This is a genomic window from Arthrobacter sp. MSA 4-2 (genome assembly GCF_016405885.1).
GTDB lineage: Bacteria > Actinomycetota > Actinomycetes > Actinomycetales > Micrococcaceae > Arthrobacter_D.
Genome location: NZ_JAEKGC010000002.1, coordinates 113,497 through 133,395, shown reverse-complemented (window position 1 = coordinate 133,395; position 19,899 = coordinate 113,497). Strand labels below are relative to the sequence as shown.

The window sequence follows — 19,899 nt, the reverse complement described above, 5'->3', positions numbered from 1 at the left end:
GCCGCTCACGGTCACCAGATGCGCACCCGCTCCTCCGGCTCGAGCCACAGTCCGTCCCCGGGCCGGACCGAGAACGCGTCGTGGAACTCATCGAGGTTGCGCACCACCTGGTTGCAGCGGAACTCGTTGGGGGAGTGCGGGTCGACGGTGATACGGCGCGACGCCTCCTCCGGGCGGATCTTCTGGCGCCAGCACCGCGCCCATGAGGCAAAGAACCGCTGGGTCCCAGTCTGCCCGTCGATCACCGGAGCGTCCTGCCCGCCGAGGCTCAGCCGGTAGGCGGTGTAGCTGATGCCCAGGCCGCCGAGGTCGCCGATGTTCTCGCCGAGTGTCAGCTCCCCGTTGACGGTGAGGTCCGGCGCCTCTGTGGGGGACAACGCCGCGTACTGGTCCACGAGCCGCGAGGTGAGGGCGTCGAATGCGGTCCGGTCGGCGTCGGACCACCAGTTCTCAAGGGCTCCCCGGCCGTCGAACTGGGAGCCCTTGTCGTCGAAGCCGTGGCCGATCTCATGGCCGATCACGGCCCCGATCGCTCCATAGTTGTCGGCGGGGTCGGCGTCGAGGTCAAAGAACGGCGGCTGCAGGATGGCCGCAGGGAACACGATCTCGTTCATCGTCGGCATGTAGTAGGCGTTGACCGTCTGCGGGGTCATCAGCCAGGCTCCACGGTCGATCGGGCCGCCCAGCCGGTTCAGCTGGCGTACGTGTTCAAACTCGTAGGCCCGGCACACGTTGCCGTAGAGGTCCCCGGCCTCGATCACGAGCGGACCGTAGTCGATCCATTCGTCGGGGTAGCCGATCTTGGTGGTGAACAGTGAAAGCTTTTCCTGGGCCCGGGCGCGGGTCTCGTCGGTCATCCACTCGAGCGAGTCGATGCTGAGCTCGTAGGCCTTGATCAGGTTCGCGACAAGCTCCAGCATCTTCTCCTTGGCATTGCCGGGGAAGTGGCGCTGAACGTACTCCTGGCCGACCGCTTCGCCCAGTGCCCCCTCGACCAGGGACACCGCGCGCTTCCACCGGTCCTTCAGCTGGGGGGTGCCTCCAAGGTGCGTTCCGTAGAAGGCGAAGACGGCATCGACGAAGCGCTCGTCGAGGTAGTCCGACGCATGCAGCAGCACCCGGGTCGTCAGCCAGTGCTTCCAGGTGGACAGCGGGACCTCGGCGAGGGCGGCCTCGACCGCTGCCAGGTAGGCGGGCTGGGAGACCACCAGTTCCGCGGCCAGGGCCGGATCGCCGGTCACCGTGTCGAGCCACGGCCCGGTGAAGGGAGCCAGCCCGGCCGCCTCGGCCAGGGTGGAGAGGTTGTAGGTCTTCTGCGGGTCGCGCCTGTCCACGGTGCTCATCGACGCGGCAGCGAGGCGGGTCTCGAGGGTGAAGACGGCAGCCGCAGCGGCACCCGGGACGGCGGTGCCGGCCAGGCCGAGCAGCGTCTCCAGGAGCTCCGTGTACTTCGTCCGAGATTCGGCGAAGCGCTCCTCCCGGTAGTACGACTCATCCGGCATGCCCAGCGCCGACTGGTAGAGGTGCAGCAGGTAGCGTTCGGGGTTTCCGGCGTCGTTGCTCACGTAGGGCGCGGTCAGGCCCTGCACGCCGCTGCGCGTCAGCTCGGCCGAGAGGCGCACGAAGCCGCCGATGTCGGTCACCGCTTCGATCCGGGCCAGCCGCTCCTGCACCGGGGTGATGCCCAGGGCCTCGACGCGGTCGGTGTCCATGAAGTCCGCGTAGAGCGTGCCGATCTTCGCCAGCGAACCGTCAACGTCGGAGGCGGAGGCCGCGGACTCGACAATCCCGCGCACCGCGAGCTCGGCGGCGTCGGCCAGCTGGGTGAACACCGCCTCCCGGGCACGGTCCGCGGGTATCTCCGTGTTCCCCAGCCACTCGCTGTTGACGTACCGGAACAGGTCGTCCTGTGCGCGGACGGGGTCCTTTGCGGCGTGTTCTTCGCTGCCGGCGGGCTTCATCGCTACTCCCTCTTCTGAATGTTCGACGTGCGGCGCGCCCGGGGCGGCGGGCCGGCCATACGGCGGCGGAGCCGTTTTCCGGAGGCGCCGGACGCCCCTTAAAGCCATCCTATGCGCGTGCTATCGTGAGATTGTGCGCGCAAAGACGACTCTTCTTATGTGCCGCGGCGAGGCCTCCTAGGACTTTCGAGCTACAGGCCAACCCTCGCTGCGGTGTCTGTGTTGCCCGGCCGCCAGCCTCTAAACGGTTCAAGAGAAAAGGCCCATCGTCATGCAAAACGCACAGCTGAGTTCGGGAATGCCGTTCTGGAAGTACACCCCGTTCCAGGATCAGATCACCGTTGAACTCCCGGACCGCACCTGGCCGGACAAAGTCATCACCAAGGCCCCGCGCTGGTGCGCGGTGGACCTGCGGGACGGCAACCAGGCACTGATCGACCCCATGAGCCCCGAGCGCAAGCACAAGATGTTCGACCTGCTGGTGAAGATGGGCTACAAGGAGATCGAGGTCGGGTTCCCGTCGGCGTCGCAGACCGACTTCGACTTCGTCCGCCAGCTCATCGAAGGCGACCGCATCCCCGACGATGTCAGTATCCAGGTCCTCACCCAGGCGCGCGAGCACCTCATCGAGCGGACCTACGAGTCCCTTGAGGGCGCCGACCGCGCGATAGTGCACCTCTACAACTCAACCTCGATCCTGCAGCGGCGTGTGGTGTTCAACCAGGACCGCGACGGCATCGTCGACATCGCCCTGACCGGCGCGCGGCTCTGCAGGAAGTTCGAGGAGAGCCTGAAGAACACCCTGGTCACCTACGAATACTCGCCCGAGTCGTTCACCGGGACCGAACTCGAGTTCGCCGCCCGCATCAGCAACGAGGTGGCTGCGGTGTTTGAGGCCTCGGCGGACCGCCAGATGATCCTGAACCTGCCGGCAACCGTGGAGATGGCCACCCCGAACGTGTACGCGGACTCCATCGAATGGATGAGCCGCAACCTGGAGAACCGCTCCAACATCATCCTCTCGCTCCACCCGCACAACGACCGGGGCACCGGCGTGGCGGCGGCGGAGCTCGGCTACCTCGCCGGCGCCGACCGCATCGAGGGCTGCCTGTTCGGCAACGGGGAGCGCACCGGCAACGTCGACCTGGTGACCCTCGGCATGAACCTCTACAGCCAGGGCATCGACCCCCAGATCGACTTCTCCGACATGGACTCCGTGCGGCGCACCGCCGAATACTGCAACCAGCTCTCCGTGCCCGAGCGATCCCCCTACGGCGGGGACCTCGTGTTCACCGCCTTCTCCGGCTCCCACCAGGACGCCATCAAGAAGGGCTTCGAGGCGATGGAGCGCGACGCCGGGGCCGCCGGCGTCAGCGTCGACGAAATCCCGTGGGCGGTTCCCTACCTGCCGATCGACCCGAAGGACATCGGACGCAGCTACGAGGCCGTCATCCGCGTGAACTCCCAGTCGGGCAAGGGCGGGGTCGCGTACCTGCTGAAGCATGAGCACAGCCTCGACCTGCCGCGGCGGGCGCAGATCGAATTCTCCGCCGTTGTGCAGCGGCGCACGGAGACCGTCGGCGGGGAGATCAGCGGTTCCGAGCTGTGGACGGTCTTCCAGGACGAGTACCTGCCGGCCCGGGCCGACGGCGGCACCCGCTGGGGCCACTACGAGCTCACTTCGGTCAACACCGACACCGCCGGAGACGGCTCCCTGAAGCTCACCGCCACGCTGATGGTCAACGGCGTGCAGCAGCGGCGCTCGGCCGAGGGCACCGGGCCGATCGACGCGCTGCTCGACATCCTCGGGCAGGACGGCGTGGACGTGCGGGTCCTCGATTACACCGAGCACGCCCTGTCTGCTGGCGGGAACGCACGCGCCGCGGCGTACGTCGAGTGCGCCGTCGGCGGGCGGGTGCTGTGGGGTGTCGGCATCGACGCGAACACCACGATGGCGGCGCTCAAGGCGGTCATCTCCGCCGTCAACCGCGCCGTGCGGGACAGCGCCTAGGGCCCTTCCTCCCCCGTTGGTGGGAGACTTGGAGTATGTCCAAAATGTCAGCTTCCCGTACCTACCGCGCCGAAGGCGTGGTGCTGCGGACCTACAAGCTGGGGGAGGCGGACCGCATCATCGTCCTGCTCACCCGCGAGCACGGGCAGGTGCGGGCCGTCGCCAAGGGCGTGCGGCGTACCAGCAGCAAGTTCGGCTCGCGGCTTGAGCCGTTCATGGCGGTGGACCTGCAGCTGGCCTCCGGGCGGAACCTCGATGTGATCACGCAGGCGCAGACCAAGGGCGCCTACGGGCACGGCATCGCGGCCGATTACGGCCGGTACACCGCGGCGGCCGCCATTGCCGAGACGGCCGAGCGCCTCACCGACACCGACGGGGAGGCCGCCAGCGCCCAGTACGGCCTGGTCGCCGGCGCGTTCTCTGCGCTCAGCCGCGGGCTGCACCCCTCCGAACTGATCCTCGATTCCTACCTGCTGCGGGCCCTGGCCACGGCCGGCTGGGCGCCGAGCTTCACCGACTGCGCCCGGTGCGGAGAACCCGGTCCGCACTCGGCGTTCTCGGCGCCCCTCGGCGGGGCCGTGTGCTCCGCCTGCAGGCCGCCCGGGTCGGCGTCGCCGGCGCCCGGCACCATGGAGCTGCTGGCAGCCCTGCTGTCGGGGGACTGGGCCGCCGCCGATGCCTCCGAGAACCCGGCCCGCCGCGAGGCGGCCGGGCTCGTGGCGGTGTATCTTCAATGGCACCTTGAGCGGGCCGTGAAATCCCTTCGACATGTGGAGCGTGTGTGACCCCGAACCGAACCCCTTCCCCTTCGCCGACGGCACCCTGGCCGCACCCGAGCGGGGCGCGGCCTCCGCGCCTGCCCGCGGAGCTGGTGCCGCGGCATGTCGCCATCGTGATGGATGGGAACGGACGCTGGGCCAACGAGCGCGGCCTGCCCCGCACCGAAGGGCACCGGGCGGGGGAAGCCGCGCTGCTCGATGTCATGGCCGGGGCCATCGAGATCGGCGTTCAGCACGTGTCGGTGTACGCCTTCTCCACCGAGAACTGGAAGCGCTCCCCGGAGGAGGTGCGGTTCCTGATGGGCTTCAGCAAGGACGTGCTGCGCCGGCAGCGTGACCAGCTCAACGAGTGGGGGGTGCGCATCCGGTGGGCCGGACGGCGGCCGCGCCTGTGGCGCTCGGTGATCGCAGAGCTCGAAGAGGCCGAGGAACAGACCCGGGGCAACTCGACGTGCACGCTCACCATGTGCGTCAACTACGGCGGCCGGGCGGAAATCGCCGACGCGGCGCGGGCCATCGCCGAGGAGGTTGCCGCGGGGAACCTCCGGGCGTCCTCGGTGAACGAGAAGACCATTCAGCGCTTCCTCGACGAACCCGACCTTCCCGACGTCGACCTCTTCCTGCGCACCTCCGGCGAGCAGCGGCTTTCGAACTTTCTGCTGTGGCAGTCCGCCTACGCCGAGATGGTGTTCATGAACACGCTGTGGCCCGACGTGGACCGGCGGACCCTGTGGCGGGCCATCGAGGAGTATGCCTCCCGCGACCGCCGCTACGGAGGCGCCGTCGACGCCGCCGCGGGCCTGCCCGCCTGAGACCCGGCCGCCCGACGCCCGCCCGACGCCCGGACCCTTACCTCCGCGCGGCCGGGCCGGCGTACCGCAGCCAGCGGTCGAGTTCGGCATAGACCTCGGCACGCACCTCCGGGCGGGACAGCAGGACGTCGTGAAGGGCGCCGTCGAACCGTGAAAGGGTGACCCTGCGGCCCAGGCCGGTGGCCCGGCGGACCATCACCGACACGTCGAGGATGCTGTCCGCTTCGAGCATTGCCGTACTCCAGGTCGGGCTGACCGCCGAGCGGGCCGAGGCGAGCACCAGCACCGGCACCTCGAGGGACAGCCCCCGGGCGACGGCTGCGTGGCCGGCGAGCACCGCGGTGAGCCACCCGGCCCGGATCGGGAAGCCGAACTCCGGGCGCCACCGTCGGTCAAGGTTCCACTCGCCGTCGGCCTCACTGCTGATGCTCCGCCAGTAGTAGCCGAACTCGGGCAGCCGCAGGCGTGCCTTGGGCCGGAACCTCACGAGGGGTTCGAGCAGGCCCTGGGTGGTGTTGCGGAACAGCGCGCTGCCCTGGGTGTCGAGCCAGGGACTGTTGAGGATCAGGGAGGCGACCCGGCCGGGATGCCGGTCCGCCCACAACACCGCGGTCAGGGCACCCGTCGAGTGGGCCATCAGATTCAGCTCCACCACCGCGCCGGGCCCGTGGCGCGACCGGATCTCCTCCTGCACCGCGGCGAGGGCCGCCTCCAGGTCCGAGTCGTATTCCTGCAGGTCCCGCACGTAGCCCGGCGTCTGCCACTCCCGCAGGCTCCTGCCGTACTTGCGCAGGTCGAGGGCGAAGAACTCGATGCCCCGCTCCGCGCAGAACTCGGCCAGTTCGGTGTGAAAGAAGTAGTCGCTCCATCCGTGAAGGTAGAGCAGGGCCGGAATCCGCCGCGGCTCCGGGGTCCGGCCGGAGGCCCGGGCCAGCGCCGCCCCGAGGGCCCGGCGGAAGCGGTCCGCGGGCCGGCGCGCGGGCACACCACGGTGGGCGACAAGCGTCGCGCAGCAGGGCCCCTCCTCGTCGGGCTCAAGATCGAGCGTGAGCCTGCCGTAGGCCGGGCCGAGGTGATCGGGCTCCCACGTTCTCTCCATTGCCCCCGGTTCTTCCGAAAAGTCCCGTCCGAGTTGTTCGGGCGGCTGTCCTCATGGGAACTTTAGAGCATGCAGATCTATCCGGCCTTCTTCCGCCTCGCCTTCTCCCGCATGGACGCGGAGCGCGCGCACCGGATCGGCTTCGGGCTGATCCGGCTGGTGGGCCGGACTCCGGCCGGCTGGCTGCTGCGGCGCTACTGCAGCCCGCGCGCCGACCTGCAGACCACCGCCTTCGGCGTCGTGTTCCCCTCACCCTTCGGCCTGGCCGCCGGCTTCGACAAGGGCGGCCACGGCATTTCGGCGCTGACGGCCCTGGGCTTCGGGCACATCGAGGTGGGGACCGTCACCGGCAGGGCCCAGCCCGGCAATCCGAAGCCGCGCCTGTTCCGCCTCGAGGCCGACCGCGCGGTCATCAACCGGATGGGCTTCAACAACGACGGCGCGGCCGCCGTGGCCCCCCGGCTCGCCGCGGCGCGGGCCCGGCTCGAGCGCACCTACCGCTCGAACCGTCCCATCGTCGGAGTGAACATCGGCAAGACCAAGGCCGTCGACCTCGCCGACGCCGTCGGCGACTTCCTGCTCAGCACCGAGGCGGTGGCGCCGGCGGCGGACTACCTCGTCGTGAACGTCAGCTCACCCAACACCCCGGGCCTGCGGCTCCTGCAGAACGTCGAATCGCTGCGCCCGCTCCTGAAGGCGGTGCGTGCCAAGGCCGACGAGGCGGCGGGCCGGCACGTGCCCCTGCTGGTGAAGATCGCTCCGGACCTGATGGACTCCGACATCGACGACATCGCCGCCCTGGCCCTCGACCTGAAGCTCGACGGCATCGTTGCCACCAACACGACCATCACCCGCAGCGGACTCACCACCGACGACGCAACCGTGATGTCCAAGGGCGTCGGCGGGCTGAGTGGAGCGCCCCTGAAGCAGCGCTCCCTCGAGGTGCTCAAGCGCCTCCGCGCCGCCGCCGGGGAGGACCTTCCCATCGTGTCGGTGGGCGGGGTGGAGACCGCCGAAGATGTCCTTGAACGGCTCGACGCCGGCGCCACCCTGGTTCAGGGCTATACCGCCTTCCTCTATGAGGGTCCACTGTGGGCGGCGCGGATCAACCGCGGGCTCGCCCGGGCCTTCCGCAGCCGCCGGGACTAAACAACGCCCGAATTCGAACCACCCGGGTTAACCAACCGCGCCCGGCCCCTGCAGGGACCGGGCGCGGACGAGGGTGCGGGCGCGGGGCGCCGGATCGGACCCGGTCGAACTGCCGGCTAGACGGGGTAGTCCCCGCGCTTGACCTGGGGCTTGGGGAGCCGCAGCCGGCGCAGCTGCAGGGCCCGCGTTACCCCGTACCAGAGGTCACCCGCGTTCGGGGCCCCGAATTTTGCCGTGAGGCGCTTCTTCAGCGTGCGGCGCAGGAAGAAGCAGTCGACGATCACGGCCATGATCAGCACCCAGAACCCGAGCAGCACGGCGCTCTGCACCTCGACGGTCTGGATGAAGCTGAGCACGACGAAGATGAGCGCGGCGATCATGAGGAACTCGCCGAGATTCCAGCGGGCGTCGACGAACTGCCGGATGTAGCGGCGGTTCGGGCCCTTGTCCCGCAGCGGCAGGTACCGCTCCTCGCCGGTGTTCAGGGCCTCCCGGATCCGCAGGCGCTGCTCGGCGGCGGCGTTGCGGCTCTGGCTGCGCGCCGCCCGGCGGTCCTCGGGAACCAGCGGCCGTTTGCGGGCGGCCTGCTGGACGCTGCGCTTCGGCGTGGGCGCGCCCTTGCCGGCGCTGCGCTGACGGTCCTCCCGCTCGCGGCTCGCGCGGTCAATGACATCCTGGGCCACGGGGGCGTCCTTCTTTCGTCCAAACACCCCCTCAGGATACCTGTCGGAGGGCCCTCACCTGTACGGGTAGCCCACCCGCCGGCGCGCTCCCGGGGACGCCCGCCCGGGGCTGCGGGGCCGGCAGGAGCGTGTGTAGGGTCGAGACATGACTTCTCCCGAACCGGCCAACGCGCCGTCCTCCCTCCCCGACCATCCGGCGGAGGAGCTGCGCCGCAGCGTCTCCGCCGCCTTCCCCGCCACCGTCGACCAGCTCAAGGCCCTCGTCGGCATCCGGGGCATCGCCTGGGAGGCCTTCGACGCGAGCGAACTCGACCGCAGCGCCGAGGCCATCGCCGCGCTGATCCGTGACTCCGGCGTCGAGGACGTGCAGATCCTGCGCGTCGACAACAACGGCGTCCCCGGCGGGCCCGCCGTCGTCGCCCGCCGCCCGGCGGCACCGGGCCAGCCGACCGTGCTGCTGTACGCGCACCACGACGTCCAGCCCCCGGGCGATCCGGACCTGTGGGAGAGCGACCCCTTCACCGCCGTCGAACGCAACGGCCGCCTCTACGGCAGGGGAGCGGCCGACGACAAGGCAGGCGTCATGGCCCACGTCGGCGCCCTCCGCGCCCTCACCGAGGTGCTGGGCGACCGCTTCGGCGTCGGGGTCACCCTGTTCATCGAGGGGGAGGAGGAGGCCGGGTCGCCGACCTTCCGCACGTTCCTGGAGACCCACCGCGACCTGCTGGAGGCCGACGGCATCGTCGTCGCGGACTCCAGCAACTGGAAGGTCGGCGTTCCCGCCCTGACCACCAGCCTCCGCGGCCTCGTCGACGGCACTATCGAGGTCCAGGTGCTCGACCACGCCGTCCACTCCGGCATGTTCGGCGGCCCCGTCCTCGACGCGCCGACCCTCCTGGCCCGGCTGATCGCGACCTTCCACGACGACGCCGGCGACATCGCGATCGCCGGCCTGGCCGGCGGCGACAACGCCACGGTCGACTACAAGGAGGAGGACTACCGGGCCGACAGTTCCGTCCTCGACGGTGTGCAGCTCGCGGGCACCGGGTCGATCGCCTCCCGCCTGTGGCACAAGCCGGCCCTGTCGATCATCGGCATGGACATGCCCAGCGTCGCGCTGTCCTCAAACACGCTCCTGCCGCGGGCCCGTGCCAAGTTCAGCCTCCGGCTGGCACCCGGGCAGGACCCGGAGCAGGCGATGCAGGCGGTCCGGGCCCACGTCGAGGCCGCTGCGCCCTTCGGCGCCCGCGTCACCTTCACCCCCGGCGAGACCGGCAGCCCGTTCTCGACCGACACCTCCGCCCCCGCAGCGCGGCTCGCCCTCGCCTCACTGGAGGAAGCCTGGGGCGTAGAGGCCGTCGAAGCCGGAATGGGCGGCTCCATCCCGTTCATCGCCGACCTGACCGAACTCTTCCCGGCGGCCCAGATCCTGATCACCGGGGTGGAGGACCCGGATTCGCGGGCGCACAGCGCCAACGAATCCCTGCACCTTGCGGAGTTCGAGCGGGCCGTGCTCGCCGAAGCGCTGCTGCTCGCCCGCATCAACGCGGGCGGCCTCTCCAACTCCTGACCGGACCGCCCTGCTCCTCCGCCGGCAGGCCACCGCTGCGGCCGGGGGAGCAGGGTGTCCCCACTCACGCGCCTCCGGTGTTAACCGCGCGGGATGCGCGGCGTACCATGGAAGGGACTCCAGAACGCCGCAAGCGGTGTTCAGCAACGGATCCAGGCTAGGAGAGACACCATGAGCACCACCACGCCAGAGACCACCACGGCCCCCGACGAGACGACGGCTTCGCTTCCCGAGCACGATGTGCAGCTCTCCGAGGTCGCCGCAGGCAAGGTGCGCAGCCTTCTCGAGCAGGAAGGCCGGACCGACCTCCGCCTCCGCGTGGCCGTCCAGCCCGGCGGCTGCTCCGGCCTGATCTACCAGCTGTACTTCGACGAGCGGGTCCTCGACGGCGACGCCGTGCGCGACTTCGACGGCGTTGAAGTAATCGTTGACAAGATGAGCGTTCCCTACCTCTCCGGTGCCTCGATCGACTTCGAGGACACCATCTCCAAGCAGGGATTCACCATCGACAACCCGAACGCCGGCGGATCCTGCGCCTGTGGTGATTCCTTCCACTGACCTGCGGTTTTGGGGGGCCCGTGGCACGCTGAAAGGCACGCCACGGGCCCTTTCGCATGTCACACGATGGCTTCGACGGCGGGTAAGCTCTACAGTGAGTAGTAAAACTGGAGGGGCACCCCGAACTGCATCAGATCGCGGGTGGCAACGCACGTAGAAAAGGATGGTCCGTCTGTGAGTTCGCAGGACCGAACCGGCGGCAAGAGCGCCAGGATCGCAAAGATTTCCAGCATTTCGCTGGCCGGGGCGCTGTTGCTGTCCGGTTGTTCAACGGAAGCCCAGAATGGCTGGCTGCCGGGGGACAGGAACACCACCAACCACACCGGGCTGATCACCGACCTGTGGGTGAATTCATGGATCGCGGCTCTCGTGGTCGGCGTCATCACCTGGGGCCTCATCATCTGGTGCATGGTTGCCTACCGGCGCCGGCGCAATGACACCGGCTACCCGCGCCAGCTCAGCTACAACCTGCCACTCGAGATCTTCTACTTGACCATCCCGCTGTTCATGGTGCTGGTGTTCTTCTACTTCACCCAGCGCGACCAGGGCATCATCGACACCCGCGTTGAGAACCCCGACGTGATCATCGACGTCCGCGGCAAGCAGTGGTCCTGGGACTTCAACTACGTGAAGGAAAACAAGTACTCCACCGGAGTGCAGGCCGAGCTGACCGGCGAGCCCGGCATCCCGGACAAGCTGCCCACCCTCTACCTGCCGGTCAACAAGAGCGTCGAGCTTCAGCTCCGCGCCCGCGACGTCCAGCACTCCTTCTGGGTGCCGGCCTTCCTGCAGAAGCGTGACCTCTACCCTGGCCGCGTCAACTACATCAACCTCACCCCCACCCAGGAGGGGACGTTTGATGGAAAATGCGCCGAACTCTGCGGCCAGTACCACTCGGAAATGCTTTTCAACGTGGCAGTCGTCTCTCAGGAGGAGTTCGACGCCCGGATGGAAACCCTCGAGGACGGCCAGCTCGGTGACGAGTATGACCGCGACTCCTACCCGGACACCGACCCCGACTTTGACCCTGCCAGGAGCAGCTGATGTCCACCTACGAATACACACTTGAGGAAGCCGGCACAGTAGCCGCTCCACGCGTCGTACCGCGCTCCAAAGGCCGCATCGTCGTCAACTGGATCACCTCGACCGACCACAAGACCATCGGGTACATGTACCTGATCGCCTCCTTCGTCTTCTTCTGCTTTGCCGGGGTCATGGCGCTGGTGATCCGGGCCGAGCTGTTCGAGCCCGGTCTGCAGATCCTGCAGACCAAGGAGCAGTACAACCAGCTGTTCACGATGCACGGCACGATCATGCTGCTGATGTTCGCCACCCCGCTGTTTGCCGGGTTCGCGAACGTCATCATGCCTCTGCAGATCGGCGCACCCGACGTCGCCTTCCCGCGCCTGAACGCGCTGGCGTTCTGGTTCTTCCTCTTCGGCAGCACCGTCGCCGTCTCCGGCTTCATCACCCCGCAGGGGGCTGCGTCCTTCGGCTGGTTCGCGTACACGCCGCTGTCGAGCACGACGTTCTCGCCGGGCGTCGGCGGTGACCTGTGGGTGTTCGGCCTCGCGCTGTCGGGCTTCGGCACCATCCTCGGTTCCGTCAACTTCATCACCACGATCATCTGCATGCGCGCCCCGGGCATGACCATGTGGCGGATGCCGATCTTCACCTGGAACACCCTGGTGACGGCCATCCTCGTCCTCATGGCGTTCCCGCCGCTGGCCGCCGCGCTGTTCGCCCTTGGTGCGGACCGCCGCTTCGGTGCCCACATCTTCGACCCCGAAAACGGTGGCGCCATCCTCTGGCAGCACCTGTTCTGGTTCTTTGGACACCCCGAGGTGTACATCATCGCCCTGCCGTTCTTCGGCATCGTCTCCGAGATCTTCCCGGTCTTCAGCCGCAAGCCCATCTTCGGCTACAAGGGCCTCGTCTACGCGACGATCGCCATCGCCGCCCTCTCGGTCACCGTGTGGGCCCACCACATGTACGTCACCGGTGCGGTGCTGCTGCCGTTCTTCGCCTTCACCACGATGCTCATCGCCGTCCCAACCGGCGTGAAATTCTTCAACTGGATCGGCACCATGTGGCGCGGTTCGATCACCTTCGAAACCCCGATGCTGTGGAGCCTCGGCTTCCTGGTGACGTTCCTCTTCGGCGGCCTGACCGGCATCATCCTGGCCTCGCCTCCGCTGGACTTCCACGTTTCGGACACCTACTTCGTGGTCGCCCACTTCCACTACGTGGTCTTCGGCACCGTCGTCTTCGCGATGTTCGCCGGTTTCTACTTCTGGTGGCCCAAGTTCACGGGCAAGATGCTCAACGAGCGCCTCGGCAAGATCCACTTCTGGCTCCTGTTCCTCGGCTTCCACGGCACCTTCCTCATCCAGCACTGGCTGGGCGTCATCGGCATGCCCCGCCGGTACGCGGACTACCTGCCCGAGGACGGCTTCACCGCGATGAACCAGTTCTCCACCATCGCCTCCTTCGTCCTCGGCGCCTCGCTGATCCCGTTCTTCTGGAACGTGTACATCACCTGGCGCACCGGCAAGAAGGTCGAAGTTGATGATCCCTGGGGCTTCGGTGCCTCGCTCGAGTGGGCCACCTCCTGCCCGCCGCCGCGCCACAACTTCACCTCGCTGCCCCGGATCCGCTCGGAGCGCCCGGCGCTGGACCTGCACCACCCGGAGCTCCAGCAGCAGCACACCGACGAATCCGCCGCCGGCAAGTTGCTCGGCGCCGCTTCCCGGAAGGACGCCACCCAGTGAAAATTGAGACACGCCTCTTCTCCCTCCTCGCGCCGTTCTTCTTCCTGGTCGGCACCATCTACGGGTTCCTCGTGGAATGGCAGGAACCCGTTGGGTTCCTCGGGCTGTACCTGACCGGTGGCCTGGCGCTCATGATCGGGTTCTACCTCGGGTTCACCGGCAAGAGGGTCGGCATGCGGCCGGAGGACCGGCTCGACGCCGAGATCCACGAAGGCTCCGGCGAGCAGGGGCACTTCAGCCCCTGGAGCTGGTGGCCCCTGTTCCTCGGCCTGTCGGCCGCGGCCGGATTCCTCGGGCTGGCAGCCGGCTGGTGGATTCTCTACATCGGCCTTGGCTTCACCGTGATCGCCCTGGTCGGCTGGGTGTACGAGTACAGCCGCGGGGCACACGCCCACTAAGCTCCCAACCCCGCAGAACCCGAAGGACCCGCACCCCGGTGCGGGTCCTTCGGCGTTTCGGGGCACCGCCGCCGCGGAAGAATTTCGATAGACTCGGAACCACCCGGCGGTCGGCTGCCGGGCCCCGGAACTACCACCATGGAAAGCTGGCAATTGTGGCGGCGACCGCTCCTAAGCTCCTAGGGGTGCCGGTCCTCGATGAGGCCTCACCCGTGGCCAAGCACGTGCAGTTGCGCGAAATACTGAGGTCCTACATCCTAGAGCGGGCCGCGCCCGGCTCGCCGATTCCCTCCGAGCGCCAGCTGTCCATGCACTTCGGCGTCGCCCGGATGACGGTGCGCCACGCGATCGACGCCCTGGTCGCCGAGGAAGTCCTGGAGCGGATCGTGGGCCTGGGGACGTTCGTGGCCCATGCAAAGGTGGACCTGCAGATGAAGCTCACCTCCTACAGCGAGGAGATGCTCCGCCGGGGCATGGTCCCGGATGCGCACGTGCTCAGCTTCGAGCAGATCGGCGCCACACCCCTGATCGCGCGGGAACTGCAGCTCGAGCTGGGGCAGCCGGTGGTGCGTTTCCGGCGGCAGCTGCTCGCCGACGGCGAGCCCATGAGCGTCGACGAGAACTTCATTCCGGCGCACCGGGTGCGGGGAATCCTCGATGACCCTCCGCCGGCTTCCCTCTACAACGTTCTGAGCGAGAAGTACGGGCTGGTCATGGAGTGGGGGGAGGACACCATCGAGGCGACGGCGGCCTCACCGTCCATAGCACGCCTCCTGAACGTCGAGATGGGTGCTCCGCTGCTCAAGATCCAGCGCCACGCCTACGTTGCCCGCGCCATGGTTGACTACTCCGTGTCCTACTACCGGGCCGACCGCTACAAGCTCTGGGTGCCGCTGCAGCGCCCCGGCGTGCGCACGCCACGGGCGTACACCTCCAACAGGCTGCGCTAGGCCACCTCCGCCCTCCCGGTAGCTCCTGGGGCTTGTAGGGTCTTCCTGTGCGCTCCTCTCGCGCCTCCCTGCGCCCTCCTCGCGCCCTCCTCGCGTCCTCCCGTGCGCTCCTCGCGTCCTGCCATGCGTTGGGGACTTCGGGCGCGTTGGGGACTTCGGGCGCGCTGGGCCGCCGGCCGCGCGTCCTGGCGTCGCAATATCCCCGCCGAGTTGGCACCTAACCACGCTCAGATCGCGCGGAAGCGTGGTCATCTGCAGTTTCGACGTCGTGTGCGCTCTCGAATAGGGAGCGCCGGCAAGCAACATCCGTCGAGTTGGCAGATAACCACCCTTAGAACGCGGGGAAGCGTGGCGATCTGCAGATTCGGCGTCATTTGCGCTTAGGGGCGGTGGTGTAGGGCGGGCCTCGACGTCGCCGTCGCCGGCGCCGGGCGCCGGTGGACGTCGACGGGTCGCGCGTGGGAGCGCTGGCACAGCAACAGCCCCGTCGATTTGGCAGACGACCACCCTTAGAACGCGCGGAAGCGTGGTGATCTGCAGAGTCGGCGTCATCTGCGCTTAGGGGCGATGGTGTAGGGCGGGCCTCGACGTCGCCGTCGCCGGCGCTGCTGACGGGGACGGAAGTCGACGGCCCACGCGTAGGCAGCGCTGGCACAGCAATAGCCCCGCCGAGTTGGCACGTAACCACGCTCAGAACGCGCGGAAGCGTGGTGATCTGCAGTTTCGACGCCGGGGGGATGCAAAAGGGCCCGGACAGCGAATGCTGTCCGGGCCCTTTCAGGCTGGCGGTGCGGCCGGCCTAGTGGCTTGCGATCGACTCCCGGTCCTGGGCGCCCGCGATCTCGCCGTGGTGACCGGAGTGCGCCGCGGTCAGTTCCGACGGAGTGACCGGGGCGACCCGGTCCTCGAAGAAGAACCGTGATGCGCGGCTGCGCAGCTTCTCCGAGCGGCTGACGTGGCCGTTGGCATCCGCCACGGGGGCGTAGACCTGCGGGGACTCAAAGCTGACCAGCTGGTAGCGCTTGTACTCGTCGACCGGCTCGTGCACCTCGATGAACTCGCCGTGCGGCAGGCGGACGATGCGCCCGGTCTCCCGGCCGTGCAGGGCGATCTCGCGGTCCTTGCGCTGCAGGGCCAGGGCCACGCGGCGGGCGATCATGAAGCCGATGATCGGGCCGACGACCACGAGGATCCGCAGCCAGTAGGTCACGTCGTTCAGGGAGACGAGGAAGTGCGTAGCGATCAGGTCGGAGCTCGCAGCGGCCCACATGACGCAGTAGAACACGACGCCGGCGACGCCGACCCCGGTGCGGGTGGGGGCGTTGCGGGGACGGTCGAGCAGGTGGTGTTCCCGCTTGTCCTTGGTCACCCAGGACTCGATCCAAGGCCAGGCGAGCATCAGGGTGAAGACGATGCCAGCCGGCACGAGCGCCGGGAAGAGCACGTTCAGCGAGAGCGTGTTGACGCCCCAGGGGAACGGAATGTTCCACTCGAAGTCCCAGTTCCCCACGGTACCCGGCATGAGGCGCAGCGCGCCGTCGACCCAGCCGATGTACCAGTCGGGCTGCGTACCTGCCGACACGGGGGAGGGGTCGTACGGGCCGTAGTTCCAGATCGGGTTGATCGTGAACGCTGCGGAGATGGCGGCGACGATGCCAAAGACGATGAAGAAGAATCCACCGGCCTTTGCGGCGTAGACCGGGCCGACCGGGTAGCCAACGACGTTGGTGTTGGTGCGTCCCGGGCCGGGGTACTGGGTGTGCTTGTGGATGACCACCATGAACAGGTGCATACCGATCAGCAGCAGGATGACGGCCGGGATTAGGAGGATGTGAAGGACGTAGAGACGTCCGATGATCGCGGTGCCGGGGAACTCTCCACCGAAGAGGAAGAAGCTGATGTAGGTTCCGACCACCGGGATGGACTTCACGACGCCGTCGATGATGCGCAGGCCGTTGCCGGACAGCAGGTCATCGGGGAGCGAGTAGCCGGTGAAGCCGGCGGCCAGGCCCATGATGAGAAGCGTGGTGCCGACGACCCAGTTGAGCTCGCGGGGGCGGCGGAACGCACCGGTGAAGAAGACGCGGAGCATGTGCACGGCGTTCGCTGCAACGAACAGCAGCGCCGACCAGTGATGCACCTGGCGCATGAAGAGGCCGCCGCGGACGTCGAAGGAGATGTCCAGCGAGGAGGCGTAGGCCACCGACATCTCAACACCACGCAGGGGCAGGTAGCTGCCGTCGTAGTGTGTCTCCGCCATCGAGGGGTCGAAGAAGAAGGTGAGGAAGGTCCCCGAGATCAGCAGGATGACGAAGGTGTACAGCGCCACCTCGCCGAACATGAAGGTCCAGTGGTCCGGAAAGATCTTCCGGCCGAACTCCTTGACCATTCCGGAGCCGCCGACCCGTGAGTCGACGAAGTTGGTGACCCGGCCGACGCGGGTTTTTGGTTGGTAGGCGTTTATCGCGGTTGAGCTGCTCATGGTCAGCCTCGCTCCCAGAAACTAGGTCCTACGGGTTCTTGGAAATCGCTCCTGGCAATGAGGTAGCCCTCATCGTCAACGTCGATGGGAAGCTGGGGGAGCGGTCGTGCGGCCGGGCCGAAGATGACCTTGCACTCTTGTTCGAGGTCAAAGGTCGACTGGTGGCACGGGCACAGCAGGTGGTGGGTCTGCTGTTCGTAGAGCGCTACCGGGCAGCCAACGTGCGTGCAGATCTTAGAATACGCAACAATTCCGTCGTATCCCCAGTCCTCCCGGCCTTCCGAGGGGTTCAGGGATTCGGGGTCCAGGCGCATCAGCAGGACAACAGCCTTCGCCTTCTCCTCGAGCTTGTTCTCGGCCTCGTTGAGGCCTTCGGGGATGACGTGGAAGGCCGAACCGACGGTGACGTCCGAGGCCTTGATCGGGGTTCCGCTGGGGTCACGGGTGAGGCGCATGCCGGCGTCCCAGAAGGTGTGCTTCAGGGCGTCACCCGGCAGCGGGCCGAGATCGCGGAAGATCGCGATGGCGGGCAGCGGGGCCAGGAGCGCCGCACCGATGAGGGTGTTGCGGATCAGCGGGCGGCGCTTGATGCCGCTCTCGTCGAGGATCGTGCCGACGATCTGCTCGGCCTCCGCGCGGTCCTTCTCGTCGGTAACGGCGTGGCGTTCCTCGGTCAGCTCGTGGTCAGGCATGAGCGTCTTGGCCCAGTGGACGATGCCGACGCCGATGCCCAGCATCGCGAAGGCGGTGCCCAGGCCGAGGGCGAGGTTCTGAAGCCGCAGTTGCTCGATAGTGTCGTTCAGCGGAATGAAGAAGTAGGCAAAGAAGAACAGGAGCGTGCCGAGTACGGAGATGAAGAACAGGAGGGCAACCTGCCGCTCCGCCCTCTTCTCGGCACGTGGATCCGTGTCCGCAAGCCGCGGGCGGTGCGGCGGGAGGCCCGGGTTGGTGAACGTGTCGACCCCGCCCTGGCCCGGCGTAGCTACGGTGACCGACGTATCCGGGCTGCCGTGACTATTGTCGGCCATGATCCCTCTTATCCTTCTTTAGATGCTTCAATGTGTAATTCGTGTAAACCGGGGTGCTGGATGGGTCCAGCAGATCAGGACGACCGCGACGTAAGCCAGACCGTGAAGGCGATGACGACGCCAAGGCCGGCGACCCAGATGAACAGGCCTTCGGAGACCGGGCCCAGCGACCCGAGGTCGGCTCCACCCGGGGAACCCTGCTCTTCGATGGTCTTCAGGAACGCGATGACGTCCCGCTTGTCCTCGGGGGAGATGTTCGCGTCGTTGAAGACGGGCATGTTCTGCGGGCCGGTGACCATGGCCTCGTAGATGTGCTTCTCGCTCGAGCCTTCAAGCGAGGGGGCGAACTTGCCGCGGGTCAGGGCACCGCCGGCTGCCGCAGCATTGTGGCACATGGCGCAGTTGACGCGGAAGAGTTCTCCACCGTTGGCGGGATCACCTTCGGAGGCGTCGAGGATTTCCTCGTCGGGGATGGCCGGACCGGCGCCCAGGGTGGCGACATAGGCGGCGAGCTGGCGGGTCTGCTCTTCGGTGAACTGAACCGGCTTGACCTGCGCCTGCGGGCCGTCCATCTGAAGCGGCATGCGTCCGCTGCCGACCTGGAAGTCAACCGAGGCGGCACCAACGCCGACGAGGGAGGGGCCCGCCGAGGAGCCCGAGGCGCCCAGGCCATGGCAGGAGGCGCAGTTGGCGGCGAAAAGCTTTTCGCCTTCCTCGGCGTCATTCGCGGAGAAGGACTCGGTCTGGGCCTGGGCCTGGTTGGCTGAGCTTGCTGCGGAGTAGATTCCGCCGACCATGAGCAACGCCATCAGCAGCAGGGCGATTGCTGCTAGGGGGTGGCGCCGCCTCTGAGATAGTGCCTTCACGCGATGGTTCCTGTCTTCTGTAATGCCATGGCTGCTGTGCTTCCTCGTCGAATTCTACCTCTAGTAGAAAAGTCTACCTCAGGAGGCTATTTGAGGAAGTAAATAATGATGAAGAGTCCGATCCACACGACGTCGACAAAGTGCCAGTAGTAGGAGGTCACGATGGCCGACGTCGCCTCGAAGTGGCCGAAGCGGCGGGCGGCGTAGGCGCGCCCGATGATCAGCAGGAATGCGATGAGGCCGCCGAGTACGTGTAGGCCGTGGAAGCCGGTGGTGATGTAGAAGGCCGAGCCGTAGGAGTCCGAGGACAGCGACACACCCTCGGAGACTAGCTGGGCGTATTCGTAGGCCTGGACGGCGACGAAGATGCCGCCGAGGACGAACGTGAGGAAGAACCACTCAACCATGCCCCAGCGGCCGACGGAGAAAAGCCCTCCGGTGCGCCGCGGCTGCAGGCGTTCGGCGGCGAAGACGCCGAACTGGCAGGTGACGGAGCTGGACACCAGGATGATGGTGTTGATCAGCGCAAACGGCACGTTGAGCTTCTCGGATCCCTCGGCCCACATCTCGCCTGAGGTGGACCGGAGCGTGAAGTACATGGCAAAGAGGCCGGCGAAGAACATCAGCTCGCTCGAGAGCCACACCACGGTTCCGACGGAGACCATGTTGGGACGGTTGAGCGCGGGATGTGGGGCGGCGCTTGGGGCTTGGGTCGCAGATGTCACGAACTCATTATGGCTCTAAAAGTTCCCACTTCACCAACGACTGAGGCCTTGCGGCGC

Annotated in this window: 17 protein-coding genes; 10 read left to right on the top strand and 7 right to left on the bottom strand. The window is 67.6% G+C overall.

The features are described 5' to 3' along the window. Nucleotides 1–11 precede the first annotated feature (11 nt). Nucleotides 12–1,961 (bottom strand): M13 family metallopeptidase, encoded by a 1,950-nt coding sequence (locus I6N91_RS02415; protein WP_198810328.1) that lies wholly within the window; start codon nucleotides 1,959–1,961, stop codon nucleotides 12–14. A 271-nt stretch (nucleotides 1,962–2,232) separates the two neighbouring features. Between I6N91_RS02415 and leuA the strand changes: the two genes are divergently transcribed. The 3 genes from leuA to I6N91_RS02400 are packed head-to-tail and all read left to right on the top strand — an operon-like array spanning nucleotide 2,233 to nucleotide 5,563. Next, a complete protein-coding gene (gene leuA / locus I6N91_RS02410) occupies nucleotides 2,233–3,972 on the top strand; it encodes a 2-isopropylmalate synthase (protein ID WP_198810327.1) in 1,740 nt (579 codons plus the stop codon). 35 nt (nucleotides 3,973–4,007) lie between these two features. Further along, nucleotides 4,008–4,757, top strand: coding sequence for a DNA repair protein RecO (gene recO / locus I6N91_RS02405; protein WP_198810326.1), 750 nt, complete (start codon nucleotides 4,008–4,010; stop codon nucleotides 4,755–4,757). Next, entirely contained in the window at nucleotides 4,754–5,563 is an 810-nt protein-coding gene (locus I6N91_RS02400) for an isoprenyl transferase (RefSeq protein WP_198810325.1), read from the top strand. Before recO ends, I6N91_RS02400 begins: the two co-directional genes overlap by 4 nt. A 37-nt stretch (nucleotides 5,564–5,600) precedes the next feature. Here the strand turns inward: I6N91_RS02400 and I6N91_RS02395 are convergent, their stop codons facing one another. Continuing rightward, entirely contained in the window at nucleotides 5,601–6,662 is a 1,062-nt protein-coding gene (locus I6N91_RS02395) for an alpha/beta hydrolase (RefSeq protein WP_198810324.1), read from the bottom strand. A gap of 69 nt (nucleotides 6,663–6,731) precedes the next feature. Between I6N91_RS02395 and I6N91_RS02390 the strand changes: the two genes are divergently transcribed. After that, nucleotides 6,732–7,811, top strand: a complete 1,080-nt coding sequence (locus I6N91_RS02390) for a quinone-dependent dihydroorotate dehydrogenase (protein WP_198810323.1) — start codon at nucleotides 6,732–6,734, stop codon at nucleotides 7,809–7,811. A 116-nt stretch (nucleotides 7,812–7,927) separates the two neighbouring features. On the opposite strand, the gene I6N91_RS02385 is transcribed toward I6N91_RS02390, so the two are convergent. After that, nucleotides 7,928–8,521, bottom strand: coding sequence for a DUF3043 domain-containing protein (locus I6N91_RS02385; RefSeq protein WP_198810322.1), 594 nt, complete (start codon nucleotides 8,519–8,521; stop codon nucleotides 7,928–7,930). A gap of 118 nt (nucleotides 8,522–8,639) precedes the next feature. Between I6N91_RS02385 and I6N91_RS02380 the strand changes: the two genes are divergently transcribed. The 6 genes from I6N91_RS02380 (at nucleotide 8,640) to I6N91_RS02355 (ending at nucleotide 14,741) form a co-directional block, all read left to right on the top strand. Continuing rightward, nucleotides 8,640–10,064: a dipeptidase gene (locus I6N91_RS02380; RefSeq protein ID WP_198810321.1), complete on the top strand. Its 1,425-nt coding sequence runs from the start codon at nucleotides 8,640–8,642 to the stop codon at nucleotides 10,062–10,064. A 171-nt stretch (nucleotides 10,065–10,235) separates the two neighbouring features. After that, on the top strand, nucleotides 10,236–10,622 hold the full coding sequence (locus I6N91_RS02375) for an iron-sulfur cluster assembly accessory protein (RefSeq protein ID WP_159616677.1): 387 nt from the start codon (nucleotides 10,236–10,238) through the stop codon (nucleotides 10,620–10,622). Nucleotides 10,623–10,796: 174 nt separating this feature from the next. Further along, entirely contained in the window at nucleotides 10,797–11,666 is an 870-nt protein-coding gene (coxB, locus tag I6N91_RS02370; RefSeq protein ID WP_198810320.1) for a cytochrome c oxidase subunit II, read from the top strand. Next, entirely contained in the window at nucleotides 11,666–13,393 is a 1,728-nt protein-coding gene (gene ctaD, locus I6N91_RS02365; protein ID WP_198810319.1) for a cytochrome c oxidase subunit I, read from the top strand. The genes coxB and ctaD overlap by 1 nt, the downstream gene beginning before the upstream one ends. Then, nucleotides 13,390–13,791, top strand: a complete 402-nt coding sequence (locus I6N91_RS02360) for a cytochrome c oxidase subunit 4 (RefSeq protein ID WP_198810318.1) — start codon at nucleotides 13,390–13,392, stop codon at nucleotides 13,789–13,791. Before ctaD ends, I6N91_RS02360 begins: the two co-directional genes overlap by 4 nt. Before the next feature lie 185 nt (nucleotides 13,792–13,976). Beyond that, nucleotides 13,977–14,741 carry a GntR family transcriptional regulator gene (locus I6N91_RS02355; RefSeq protein WP_307843206.1) on the top strand — a complete coding sequence of 255 codons (765 nt, stop codon included), beginning with the start codon at nucleotides 13,977–13,979 and terminating at the stop codon, nucleotides 14,739–14,741. A gap of 799 nt (nucleotides 14,742–15,540) precedes the next feature. Here the strand turns inward: I6N91_RS02355 and I6N91_RS02350 are convergent. The 4 genes from I6N91_RS02350 to I6N91_RS02335 form a co-directional block, all read right to left on the bottom strand. Further along, complete coding sequence (locus I6N91_RS02350; RefSeq protein ID WP_198810317.1) at nucleotides 15,541–17,223, bottom strand: ubiquinol-cytochrome c reductase cytochrome b subunit; 1,683 nt, start codon at nucleotides 17,221–17,223, stop codon at nucleotides 15,541–15,543. A gap of 2 nt (nucleotides 17,224–17,225) precedes the next feature. Continuing rightward, on the bottom strand, nucleotides 17,226–18,251 hold the full coding sequence (locus I6N91_RS02345; protein ID WP_198810316.1) for a ubiquinol-cytochrome c reductase iron-sulfur subunit: 1,026 nt from the start codon (nucleotides 18,249–18,251) through the stop codon (nucleotides 17,226–17,228). Between the two features lie 74 nt (nucleotides 18,252–18,325). Then, nucleotides 18,326–19,117: a c-type cytochrome gene (locus I6N91_RS02340; protein ID WP_198810315.1), complete on the bottom strand. Its 792-nt coding sequence runs from the start codon at nucleotides 19,115–19,117 to the stop codon at nucleotides 18,326–18,328. Between the two features lie 86 nt (nucleotides 19,118–19,203). Beyond that, entirely contained in the window at nucleotides 19,204–19,842 is a 639-nt protein-coding gene (locus tag I6N91_RS02335; RefSeq protein WP_374058898.1) for a heme-copper oxidase subunit III, read from the bottom strand. Nucleotides 19,843–19,899 lie beyond the last annotated feature (57 nt).